Consider the following 11,976-nt stretch of genomic DNA (forward strand, 5'->3'; position numbering starts at 1 on the left):
GCACCCCTGAAACAACAACCTCAGCCGCGCGGGCAGATTTCGTTGTCGTTGAAGAAATAAGCCACTTCACGCTCAGCGGAGGCAGCAGAGTCAGAACCATGGACAGCGTTGGCGTCGATGGAGGAAGCAAAATCCGCACGAATGGTGCCAGCTTCGGCTTCCTTAGGGTTGGTAGCACCCATCAGCTCACGATTCTTCAGGATAGCGCCCTCGCCTTCCAGCACCTGAACCACAACCGGGCCAGAGGTCATGAATGCAACCAGATCATTAAAGAACGGGCGCTCTTTGTGCTCGGCGTAAAAGCCCTCAGCCTGCTCCTGAGTAAGGTGCATCATCTTGGCAGCAACGATTTTCAGGTCCGCCTTCTCGAAACGGCTGTAGATTTCGCCGATCACGTTCTTGGCGACTGCGTCGGGCTTGATAATGGAGAGCGTGCGCTCGTTTGCCATGGTATTTCTCCAGTTAGTTCAGGGTTGAAAATTCAGAGGTGGGATTATACGCAGTCAGGGTGCAACTGCCTACCGCACCGAGCGAAGTCGCTCCACAACTTCAATAATCTGGGAACAGGCAAATGCAACCTCCTCTTCGGTGGTGAACCTGCCAAAGGAGAACCTGAGCGCCCGGTGAGCCAGCTCATCGCTGACGCCTATTCCTCGCAATACATAAGAAGGCTCGACCGTTGCTGAAGCGCAGGCGGAGCCCGAGGACACCGCAAGGTTGCGAAGGCCGAGCATCAACGACTCGGCTTCAACACCCTCAAACGACAGATTGACAATACCCGGCACACGATGTTCCCGACTGCCATTAAAGTGAACTCCGTCAAGCCCCTCAAGCCCGTCCAGGAACGCCGCGCGCATCTGTTCCAGTTTACTTATTTCGGCATCAAGCCCGGTACGTGCCAGCTCGAAGGCCCGCCCCATGCCCACGATCTGATGCGTGGCCAGTGTGCCCGATCGCATGCCGCGCTCATGTCCGCCGCCATGCATCTGTGCTGCAATGCGAACCTCCGGCGCTCGCCGGACATACAGCGCCCCTACGCCTTTCGGGCCATAAACCTTGTGAGCCGAAAGAGAGAGCAAATCCACCTCAAGATCCGCAACATCCACTGGCAGCTTGCCGGCGGCCTGGGCGGCATCAACATGAAACAGCACGCCACGCTTTCTCAAGCACCGGCCGATTGCGCGGATGTCGGTCAGCGACCCAAGCTCATTGTTGACCATCATCAGGCTGACCAGGGCCGTATTATCCCGAAGGGCGGATGCGACAGACTCAACGGACACCCTGCCATCAACTCCCGGCTCCAGCCAGGTAACCTCAATGCCCTGCTGCTCCAGCCACGTACAGGTATCAATGACAGCCTTGTGCTCAATGCGGGATGTCACGATATGGGGATTATCGCGTAGCTCCGCCACACCCTTGATGGCAAGATTGTCAGATTCCGTGGCTCCGGAAGTCCAGACAATCTCCCGGGGGTCTGCGTGGATCAGATCCGCCACCTGTCGACGAGCATTTTCAACGGCGGCTTCGGCCTGCCAGCCATAACCATGAGAACGGGAAGCCGGATTGCCAAACACCCCATCCTGGGTCAGGTACTTCATCATGTCTTCAGCAACGGCGGGATCAACGGGCGTCGTCGCCGCATAGTCCAGATAGACGGGCTTTTTCATAGGCAAAAGAGGTCGGGTTATCAGGCCGTGGCCTGGTCAGTCAGTCTTTGGGTATTGATAGCGTCGGCACTTTCATCAGACTGCTTGCGGTTCTGACGATCAGCCACTTGCCGGATTTCGTGTTTGCGCATCAGATCCCCGAGACTGATTTCACTCAGGAATTGATGAATCTGGTCACTGAGATCAGACCAGAGATGGTGGGTAAGGCATTTCTCGCCGTTCTGGCAGTCACCCTTGTTACCGCAACGCGTAGTATCAAGGGACTCACTCACAGCGTCGACCACTTCGGCCACGAAAACCTCATCTGCGGAGCGGCTCAGGCGATAACCGCCACCGGGGCCACGCACACTTACCACCAATTTCTGCCTGCGCAGTCGAGAGAACAGCTGCTCCAGGTAAGAAAGGGAAATTTCCTGTCGGGCTGAAATATCCGCCAGACTCACCGGCCCCTGCCCTGCATGCAGCGCAAGATCCAGCATTGCCGTAACGGCATAGCGGCCTTTCGTGGTCAGTTTCATAACCTCAGCCCCAATGATGGGATTGAATCTCGATTCACTGGAGCGAGTATGAATTGACCAACTAAAACAGTCAAGTATTCAGCCACGCTCCCGCTCATCAGACTCATCGCGAACGCAGTCGAAATCCTCATCATGCAAGGGAGGCAGCTCGCCATTCTGATACTCGGCGTTCACCTTGCGAAGCGCCTTGCACATATTCTCAATCCGATCATCCACCGCATGCATGTGGTCCAGCAATGCCCTGACCGATCTAGCGACCGGGTCCGGCATTTCCTCGGTTACGCCGTAGGCGTCGAAGCCCATACGCTCCTCCATCTCCTTGCGGCGCACGTCGTCTTCACCTTTGCGTTTGACGATGACCCTGCCCGGTATGCCTACCACGGTTGCCCCAGGCGGAACCGCCTTGGTCACCACAGAGTTGGAGCCTATCTTCGCACCCTCACCCACCTCAAATGGCCCGAGAATCTTTGCGCCGGCACCCACGACGACACCATTACCGATCGTTGGATGCCGCTTGCCCTTGTTCCAGCTGGTGCCGCCAAGTGTCACACCCTGGTATAGCGTGACATCGTCTCCAATCACCGTGGTTTCACCAATCACCACACCCATGCCATGGTCGATAAAGAAGCGGCGACCAATGGTTGCGCCAGGATGAATCTCTATACCGGTAAACCATCTCGCCAGCGTCGAAATCGTCCGCGCCAGCCACTTCAGCCCCATGCTCCAAAGCCAGTGGGAGAAGCGGTGAAACAACAGCGCGTGCAATCCCGGGTAGTTGGTCAACACTTCAAAGGTGTTCCTGGCCGCCGGATCCCGGTGAAATACGCTTTTTACATCTTCCCGTAAACGCTCAAACATGGTGTTATTCCTGCCCCTCATCCACGGCGCCAGCCGCTGTCGTTTTCCTGCCCACCCCTTCGCGGGCACCGGCGGCCTTCTGAACCGATGTCAGAATACCCCGGAGAATATTGATTTCCATCTGGTCCAGCTTTGCCCGCTGAAACAACCGGCGCAACCGTGTCATCAACTGCCTGGGGTTCTCCCGGCGATGAAAATCCACATCCAGCAATACCTGCTCGAGATGACCGAAAAATCCTTCAACATCATTCACCGTCGCGGGCGGCACATCCCATCCGCGGTCCCCGGGTTCGACCATGGACTCAAGGTAGGGACTGCTTTCCACCTCTTCAAGCCCACGAAGATAATGCATCCTCAATTCATAACAAACCACCTGCACCGCCATTGCCAGATTCAGTGAGCTGTAGTCCGGGTTCGAGGGAATATGGATGTGATAATGGCAGCGCTGAAGCTCTTCATTGGACAACCCATTGCTCTCACGCCCGAACACCAGGGCGACTGGACCACGAGCACTGTTTTCCGCCGCGGTGACGGCAGCCTGGGGCGGGGAAATAACGGGCCAGGGGACCTTCCGCCCGCGTGCGCTGGTACCCATCACCAGGACACAGTCTGACAACGCCTCATCAAGACTGGAAACTACCTGAGCCCGATCCAGCACATCCGACGCCGATGAAGCCCGGGCATAGGAGGCTTCGTCCGGAAACGACTTTGGGTTCACCAGCCAGAGATTTCCAAGCCCCATGTTTTTCATGGCGCGGGCGACGGCGCCGATATTGCCCGAGTGGGTAGTTTCCACCAGGACGATGCGAACCTGATCATTGTAGGTATCAGTGCTTTCCACCGGCAGCGCGGGCTTGTTCATGGTCATCGGGCCTGTTACTTCAAGAAAAGTGATAAAAGAGCGGCATGATACCAGAATTACCGGCCAACCTGCTCTCCGGAAATGCCGCAACCCCGTGGTATCCGTGCTTTTGCTAAGCCAAAAAACGTACAAGGCGGGGCAGTTTTTGCTATCATGGCCGGCCTTCACACACCCGGATAATGAACACTCAGATGCAACCAGCAATTAAAATGGCCCTGCGCGTTGCCCGCCAGGGATCTGACTACCTGAAAGCCCATTTCGAGCGCCAGGAGCCTAACGGTAAGGATGAGTCCGAACGCCACCGGCAACTGGAGCGAGTGGAGCAGTCCATTTACGACAACTTCACCGAACAACTGGAAAAGGCCTACAAGGATCATGTGATCGCGCCTCTGGGCGAGTCCGACGCCGGCAACCACGATAAAAGCTGGCACATATTCCCGGTTCTCGGCCGCGACAATTTTGTGCGAGGCATTCCCGAATTTGTTCTTGCCCTGGCCCAGAAAAAGAACAACCGCACCGAAAACCTGCTGCTGGTTAACCCGATTACCGGCGAAGAGTACTCTGCCAGCCGAGGCCACGGCGCTGTCCTAAACAGCCGCCGCGTGCGCACGTCCGAAGTAAAAGTGCCCGCCAAGGCAGCACTGGCCACCAACCTCCTCGACCAGGCCCGCCAGGGCGATGACCCCATGATCTGGGGCGAGATGGCAGCCGTCCTGGCTCGCGACACCGCCATGTTCCGCACCTCGGGCTGCGTGACACTCGATATCGCGCGAGTGTCTGCTGGCCTGCTGGATGCGGCCGTGATCTTCCGACCACAGGCAGCAGATTTTGATCTGGGCGTAACACTGGCCATGGAGTCCGGCGCCCTGACCGGTGATTTCTCCGGCAACCCCGCGGTTGGAGCCGCCAGACAACTGGTCGTCGCCAATCCAAAGCTGTTCCGGGAACTGCTCAAAACGCTGCACCCCTTCCGGGGTCGACTGCCGCGTTAAGAAAGACAGGGCCACAAAAAACCGCCACTCCTCACGGATGGCGGTTTTTTTGTGGCCTGGAAAAGACCCGGAGCTTACATCCGGTTTAACCACTCCGGCGGCTGCTCCTCCTCTTCTTCACCGGCACCCTCTTTCGCGGGAACCATCAGATCTTCGCGGGTCACGCCCATCACCATCAACATATTCGCGGACACGTAGATGGACGAATAGGTACCGACAACGACACCGATAATCAGGGCAAGCGCAAAGTTATTGATCGCTTCGCCACCCAGGAAATACAGCGCCAGCAATACAACCAGCGTGGTACCAGAAGTATTAATGGTTCGGGTAATGGTCTCGTGGATCGACTGGTTGATAATGTCCCAGGCCTCTCCTACGCGTGTTTTTCGGAAGTTCTCCCGAATCCGGTCAGCAACAACGATGGTATCGTTCAGGGAATACCCGATAACCGCCAGCAACGCCGCCAGCACCGTCAGGTCGAAGGTCCACTGAAACAGCGCGAACACCCCCAGAACAATGATGACATCGTGCGCCAGAGGAATCACCGAGGCGATACCAAACTTGAACTGGAAGCGCATACCCACATAGATCAGTACCACCGCGAGGGCGATCAGCAGCCCCAGTCCACTGTCTTCTTTGAGCTCCTCGCCCACCTGAGAACCGACAAATTCAGAGCTGACCAACTCAAGGTCAGCTCCGTCCGCCGCCAGCACGCCGGCCACTTCCAGCGCCAGTTCGTCATTCCCGGCCTCTGCCATCCGGATCAGTACCGTGGTATCGGCTCCGAAATTCTGAACCGCAAACTGCTCGTACCCCGCCTCGGTAAGGGTGTTTCTGATTCCGTCCAGGCTAGGAGCTTCAGCGTATTCGAGCTCCACCGAGGTTCCCCCGGTAAAGTCCATACCCAGATTCAGGCCACGCACCCCCAACAGCGCAATGGAGGCCACCACCAAAACAATAGAAAGTACGGAAGCTATCTTCCGCAAGCCCATGAAATCAAACGGCTGCTTTTCCATATCAGGCATTTTCAAGCTTCCCCCCGATGGACAATTTCTCGACCCTGCGACCGCCATAAACCAGATTCACTATGCCGCGGCTCACCATCAGGCCCGAGAACATGGAAGTGAGAATACCGATACACAGGGTAACTGCGAAGCCCTTCACCGGTCCGGAGCCCATGGCAAACAGAATGACGGCAACCAGAAGGGTTGTGATATTGGCATCGAAAATCGACACAAAAGCGCGACCATAACCGGCATTAATGGCGCTTTGTGGCGGCACCCCCGCCTTCAGCTCTTCCTTGATACGCTCAAAGATCAGAACGTTCGCATCAACGGCCATACCCACCGTAAGAACGATACCCGCGATACCCGGCAACGTCAGCGTGGCAGATAGGATTGACATGCATGCAACCAGCAACATCAGGTTAAGCGTCAGCGCAACATTGGCCACCAATCCGAAGCCGCGGTAGAACACCAGCATGTAAAGCAACACCAGCCCGAAGCCGAGCATCACCGACATCATCCCGGCATCGATATTCTTCTGCCCCAGGCTTGGCCCGATGGTGCGCTCCTGCACAAAGTACATGGGCGCAGCCAGAGCACCAGCCCTCAGCAGTAGTGCGAGCTCAGCCGCTTCGGGGATGGAATCCAGACCAGTAATCCGGAAGCTGCTCCCCAGCGCTGACTGCACTGTCGCCAGGCTGATAATGCCTTTTTCCACGACCCGGTTTTCAGTTTCAACGATTTCTCCGTTAACTTCCCGGGTCTCGGTTTCGGTGCGGTATTCAATGAACAACACTGCCATACGGCGGCCGATGCTATTGCGTGTCGCCCGATTCATCAGGTCACCACCAACGGAGTCCATGGTGATATTGACCTGCGGCTGGCCATTCTCATCGAACGCCTGCTGGGCATTGGCAACGTTGTTACCAGTGGCAATCACATCCCGCTCAAGACGAGCGGTACGCTGTGGATTATCCCGGAAAGGAAACTGTTCGGTCTCGGCGGAAGGCGCATCCTGCCGAGCTTCCATCCGGAATTCCAGGTTAGCCGTCGCGCCAAGTACACGCTTGGCCTGAGCGGTATCCTGCACACCTGGCAGTTCTACAATAATGCGGTCTGCCCCCTGACGCTGAACCAGCGGCTCGGCCACGCCCAGTTCATTCACCCGGTTGCGGATGGTGGTCAGGTTCTGTTCAAGAGCGTATTCCTGGATGTTCCGAACTTCCGCTTCGGACAACGTCAGCGTCAGCAGAAACTCTTCACCTTCTGTTGTCTCATCCAACAGGAATTCGTTGTACTGATCGCGAACCAGCTCAAACGCCTCGCTACGTGCAGCTTCGTCACGGAAGCTCAGTACAATGCGGGCCTGACCCTCAATGTCGCCACCGCGGTAGCGGATGCGCTCTTCCCTCAGCTCTCGCTTGATCTGACCAGACAACGCTTCCAGACGCTGATTCAAAGCCGTTTCCATATCCACCTCCAACAGGAAGTGAACACCACCACGTAAATCCAGCCCCAGTTTCATTGGGCCTGCTCCAAGGCTACGCAGCCAGCCCGGCGTTGACGGCGCCATATTCAGGGCCACCAGGTATTCTTTGCCAAGAGCCGCCTGAACAGCGGGGCGTGCCCGCAGCTGGTCATCGGAGCTGGTGAGGCGGATCAGCGCGTCACGCTCTTCCAACAGGCTTGATTTTACTTCGATACCTTCCTGCTCAAGCTTGGCAAGGGCGCGATCAAGCACTCGCTGCTCAACTTCGGTGCTGCCACGGGCGCCGGTGATCTGGATAGCGTAATCGTCAGGGAAAAAGTTCGGTAAGGCGTAGATAAAACCAATCACCAGTGCAAACACGATGACCAGGTTTTTCCAGAGAGGATACTTGTTCAGCATGAGAATCCTTCGAGCCGGCAGACGTGCCGGTCTTGGTGTTTCAGCCAGTCAGAAAATGAACAGGCGCATCTTGGATGCGCCTGGAAACCAGCTCAGATGTCCTTGAGAGTGCCTTTCGGCAGAGCCGCAGCAACGGCAACTTTCTGAACCTTCATTTCAACGTTATCTGCTACTTCCAGAACAATGAAGTCGTCGGTTACTTTGGTAATCTTGCCAGCGACGCCACCAGAGGTAACCACTTCATCACCCTTGTTAAGGCCGGACATCAGGGCCTTATGCTCTTTTGCACGCTTGGACTGCGGACGCCAGATCAGGAAATAGAAAATCAGGATGAAGCCGGCGAAGAAGATGATCTGACCCATCACGCTCATTCCCTGGGCACCCGCTTCCTGAGCCGAGGCCAGAGCAGGCATCAGAGACAGCAGGCCAGCGATGAGCAATTTGACTGATTTCATTCAGGTTCTCCGTTTATTGACAGATTTAAAGCAAAATTGTTCAGGAATCGCCCAGAGGCGGAACGGTTTCGCCCCGTAAGGCATAGAATTCGCTTACAAAGTCCGACAATGTACCTGCTTCAATGGCCCCACGCAATCCACTCATCAGGTTCTGATAGAACCTCAGGTTATGAATTGTATTGAGCTGCGACCCGAGCATTTCTCCGCACTTATCAAGATGATGCAGGTAGCTCCTGGAAAAATGCTTACAGGTATAGCAGTCACAACGCTCGTCCAGCGGTCCGGTGTCGTGACGGTTTTTGGCATTGCGGATTTTGACAATACCGGTGGAGGTAAACAGATAGCCATTGCGTGCATTACGGGTTGGCATCACACAGTCGAACATATCGACACCGCGGCGCACCGCCTCAACGATATCCTCAGGGCGACCAACGCCCATCAGGTAGCGTGGCTTGTCGTCCGGCATCTTCGGCGGCAGGTGATCCAGGATCCGGATCATGTCTTCTTTCGGCTCGCCCACCGACAGGCCGCCAATGGCATAGCCATCGAAACCAATCTTTTCCAGACCCTCCAGGGACTGGTCCCGGAGCGACTCATACATGCCGCCCTGCACGATGCCAAACAGCGCCGCCGGATTGCCCTCATGGGCCCTCTTACTGCGCTCGGCCCAGCGCAGCGAGAGCTCCATGGACTCTTTCGCCTGCTTTTCCGTTGCCGGGTACGGCGTGCATTCGTCGAAAATCATCACGATGTCAGAGCCCAGATCACGCTGAACCTGAATCGCGATCTCCGGTGACAGCTCGACTTTGGAGCCATCAACCGGAGACCGGAAAGTCACACCCTGCTCGGTAATCTTGCGCATCTCGCCCAGGCTGAAAACCTGGAAACCGCCGGAATCCGTCAGAATTGGCCCCTGCCACTGGGTGAAGTCGTGCAGGTCGCCGTGGGCTTTGACCACTTCCGTGCCGGGGCGCAGCATCAGGTGAAACGTATTGCCCAGAATAATATGGGCACCGATTTCCTCAATGTCCCGGGGCAGCATTCCCTTTACAGTGCCATAGGTGCCTACCGGCATGAATGCCGGAGTCTCCACTACGCCTCGGGGAAACGTCAGTCGGCCACGACGGGCCTTGCCATCTTCTCCGAGTTTCTCGAAGGACATAAAACAGGATTCACTCACTGTGATTCTCCACGGGATTCGGTTTGATGTGGCTCGGCGGAATCCGTTCCCAGCATCATGCCCCGGCTGGGCTCCTGAGCGGTAAGAAACATGGCATCGCCGTAGCTGAAAAACCGGTACTTTTGCTCCACCGCCTCGCTATACGCAGACATGATGTTGTTATAGCCTGCAAACGCACTGACCAGCATGATCAGTGTGGACTCCGGCAAATGGAAGTTGGTGATCATGGCGTCCACGGTCTGGAAACGGTAACCAGGGTAGATGAAGATATCCGTATCGCCCCGGAACTCCTGCAAACGCCCTGCCCGGCTGGCCGACTCCAGAGAGCGGACGGAAGTGGTACCCACGGCAACGACCCGGCCACCCCGAGCGCGGGCCTCATTGACGGCGTTTACCGTCTCTTCCGGCACATGGGCGATTTCACTGTGCATGACATGATCTTCGATCTTGTCGACCCGTACCGGCTGAAAGGTGCCAGCGCCAACGTGCAACGTAACGTATGCAAACTCAATGCCCTTCGCTTTCAGGGCAGACAGCACGACATCATCAAAGTGCAGCCCGGCAGTGGGTGCAGCCACGGCGCCCGCCTCCTTGGCATAGACGGTCTGATAGCGCTCACGATCCGACTGCTCATCTTCCCGTTCCATGTAAGGCGGTAAAGGCATGTGACCGATACGCTCGAGCACATCCAGAAACGCCTCATCCCCTTCATAGACGAAATGAAAGAGCGCATCTTCCCGCGCCAGCATTCGCAGTGCGGTTCCATCTTCCAGCAATAGTCGCTGGCCTTCCTTGGGAGATTTGGAAGAACGGGTATGGGCGAGCAATTCCTTTTCACCCAGTAAACGCTCAACCAGTATTTCAACTTTGCCACCGGTTTCCTTCTGGCCAAACAACCGGGCCGGAATAACACGGGTATTGTTGAATACCAGGAGGTCCCCGGGCTGGAGCAGATCCGGAAGGTCAGTAAATTTCAGATGACTGGTCTGGCCGGAAAGGCCGTCAAGACTGAGCAGGCGTGAGGCACTGCGTTCTTTAAGCGGATAACGGGCGATAAGCTCGTCCGGCAGATCAAAATGAAAATCGGAGACGTTCATGGGCCGGGCTATTCACGATGCCGCAGGTTGCGGCCTATAAGTGGTAGCGGCGGGCGGACTCGAACCGCCACGGGTTTTACCCCAACGGATTTTGAATCCGTCGTGTCTACCAATTTCACCACGCCGCCATCGGAGAGTGGGAGGGATTATACTGAGCCAGAGCCCGAAAGCAACCAGCCGGCAGGCAAAAATCACCCGCCGGCACAGTGAATTAGAGTCGATCGAACAGGGACAGCTGGGAAACCTGTGCAAACGACTGCTGAGCAGCCTGCAATACGAAGCTCTGGAAACTGAGGTTGCTGATGGCCTCGGCGTAATCGACATCCTGTAGCTGGGAACGAATCTCTTTGGTGTAGAGTTCCGAATCCTCAAGAAACGCGGTGGTGGATTCCACAGCGTTGAGCCGGCCACCAAGCTCGGTTTGCTTGAGAATGATCGACTCCTGGGCGTTATCGAGATTGACCAGGGTTTCGGCGATCAGCGCATCGTACTCGGCACTGCTCTTGGGCGTTGTTTTGGAAATTCCGTCCAGGCCGGCAATCAGGTTCTCGATGGTACCAAAGACAGATTGTTTATCATTCACGCCCAGCGTAAACGTATCGCCATCCTGCGCATCGTTAATCGTTAACTTCACCCCTGCAACCTGAAACTCGTCGCCAACCAGGGCGCCCGCTGGCTCAACGGCCAAAGGATAGGTGGTTCCACCTCGTGTATAGGAGGCTGATATTTCCAGGTCGCCCGCTCCATTGGCGGTGACGGCGATATCAAAATCGTCAGGCACCCTGGGGCTGAAAGCGTCTGTCATATCTTTGGGTGCAACAAACTCGAGATCGGATATATATCCATCCACAGAGGTTGATCCTTTAGCGAAAACCCCTTTGCCTACGTCTACGAAGATGCCTTTACCGTGATCACTGATGGGAACGGTCACACCGTCATCAATTTCCAGAACCCGCTGCCCTTCGTCTCCCTGGTAAACCCATATGCCATCGTCATTCTGAGCAAAGGCGGGAGTGCTACCCTGGAAGCCACTGAAGATATACTCTCCTGACGCATCCCGGGTATTCGCAATATTGGCGAGCTGACCCAGACGCTCCTTGAGTTCGGCAGAGATGGACTGCCGATCATTGGCAGACAGAGAACCATTACCGGCCTGAACCGTCAGCTCCCTCACCCTCTGGATAATGTCCACGGCGCTGGCCAGGGTGCTTTCTTCCTGCTTCAGGCGGTTATCGGCAAGATTGGCATTCCGACCATAGGTTTCCGAACGCTGAAGCTCCTGGTCAAGCTTCAGAATGCGAGCGGCCGCCACCGGATCATCCGACGGTTTGTTCACTTTCTTTCCGGTCGATAGCTGCTGCTGCGTATCAATCAGGTTGCTGTTGATGTCCTGCAGACGATTAATGCCGCCGGAGAAAATCTGTTGTGATGATATTCTGATCATGTGACATCACC

At 56.1% G+C, this 11,976-nt stretch carries 12 protein-coding genes and 1 tRNA gene; 1 reads left to right on the forward strand and 12 read right to left on the reverse strand.

Annotated features, from left to right (window positions below; all coding sequences use genetic code 11):
* Positions 1–20: 20 nt before the first annotated feature.
* The 5 genes from ndk to trmJ all read right to left on the reverse strand — a co-directional run bounded on the left by ndk (position 21) and on the right by trmJ (position 3,905).
* Complete coding sequence (ndk, locus tag ACF8YQ_RS09810) at positions 21–449, reverse strand: nucleoside-diphosphate kinase (RefSeq protein WP_011784632.1); 429 nt, start codon at positions 447–449, stop codon at positions 21–23.
* 69 nt (positions 450–518) lie between these two features.
* Entirely contained in the window at positions 519–1,667 is a 1,149-nt protein-coding gene (locus ACF8YQ_RS09815) for an IscS subfamily cysteine desulfurase (protein ID WP_396621261.1), read from the reverse strand.
* A gap of 20 nt (positions 1,668–1,687) precedes the next feature.
* Complete coding sequence (iscR, locus tag ACF8YQ_RS09820) at positions 1,688–2,185, reverse strand: Fe-S cluster assembly transcriptional regulator IscR (protein ID WP_011784630.1); 498 nt, start codon at positions 2,183–2,185, stop codon at positions 1,688–1,690.
* A 78-nt stretch (positions 2,186–2,263) separates the two neighbouring features.
* On the reverse strand, positions 2,264–3,043 hold the full coding sequence (gene cysE, locus ACF8YQ_RS09825) for a serine O-acetyltransferase (protein WP_014421741.1): 780 nt from the start codon (positions 3,041–3,043) through the stop codon (positions 2,264–2,266).
* Between the two features lie 4 nt (positions 3,044–3,047).
* Positions 3,048–3,905 (reverse strand): tRNA (cytosine(32)/uridine(32)-2'-O)-methyltransferase TrmJ, encoded by an 858-nt coding sequence (gene trmJ / locus ACF8YQ_RS09830; RefSeq protein WP_394133284.1) that lies wholly within the window; start codon positions 3,903–3,905, stop codon positions 3,048–3,050.
* 191 nt (positions 3,906–4,096) lie between these two features.
* On the opposite strand from trmJ, the gene ACF8YQ_RS09835 reads away from it, so the two are divergent.
* Positions 4,097–4,897 (forward strand): inositol monophosphatase family protein, encoded by an 801-nt coding sequence (locus ACF8YQ_RS09835; RefSeq protein WP_041654773.1) that lies wholly within the window; start codon positions 4,097–4,099, stop codon positions 4,895–4,897.
* 74 nt (positions 4,898–4,971) lie between these two features.
* Here ACF8YQ_RS09835 and secF read toward each other — a convergent pair whose 3' ends face one another.
* The 7 genes from secF to flgL form a co-directional block, all read right to left on the reverse strand.
* Positions 4,972–5,922: a protein translocase subunit SecF gene (gene secF / locus ACF8YQ_RS09840; RefSeq protein WP_396621262.1), complete on the reverse strand. Its 951-nt coding sequence runs from the start codon at positions 5,920–5,922 to the stop codon at positions 4,972–4,974.
* Entirely contained in the window at positions 5,915–7,789 is a 1,875-nt protein-coding gene (gene secD / locus ACF8YQ_RS09845) for a protein translocase subunit SecD (protein ID WP_396621263.1), read from the reverse strand. The genes secF and secD overlap by 8 nt, the downstream gene beginning before the upstream one ends.
* Before the next feature lie 92 nt (positions 7,790–7,881).
* Positions 7,882–8,244 (reverse strand): preprotein translocase subunit YajC, encoded by a 363-nt coding sequence (yajC, locus tag ACF8YQ_RS09850; RefSeq protein WP_011784624.1) that lies wholly within the window; start codon positions 8,242–8,244, stop codon positions 7,882–7,884.
* Positions 8,245–8,284: 40 nt separating this feature from the next.
* Complete coding sequence (gene tgt / locus ACF8YQ_RS09855; protein ID WP_031209823.1) at positions 8,285–9,406, reverse strand: tRNA guanosine(34) transglycosylase Tgt; 1,122 nt, start codon at positions 9,404–9,406, stop codon at positions 8,285–8,287.
* 14 nt (positions 9,407–9,420) lie between these two features.
* A complete protein-coding gene (gene queA, locus ACF8YQ_RS09860; RefSeq protein WP_396621264.1) occupies positions 9,421–10,521 on the reverse strand; it encodes a tRNA preQ1(34) S-adenosylmethionine ribosyltransferase-isomerase QueA in 1,101 nt (366 codons plus the stop codon).
* Positions 10,522–10,562: 41 nt separating this feature from the next.
* A tRNA-Leu gene (locus tag ACF8YQ_RS09865) sits at positions 10,563–10,649 on the reverse strand.
* A gap of 83 nt (positions 10,650–10,732) precedes the next feature.
* Positions 10,733–11,965, reverse strand: a complete 1,233-nt coding sequence (gene flgL, locus ACF8YQ_RS09870; RefSeq protein WP_396621265.1) for a flagellar hook-associated protein FlgL — start codon at positions 11,963–11,965, stop codon at positions 10,733–10,735.
* Positions 11,966–11,976: the final 11 nt, after the last annotated feature.

The sequence above is a fragment of the Marinobacter sp. W-8 genome, assembly GCF_044342215.1.
Classification (GTDB): domain Bacteria; phylum Pseudomonadota; class Gammaproteobacteria; order Pseudomonadales; family Oleiphilaceae; genus Marinobacter; species Marinobacter nauticus.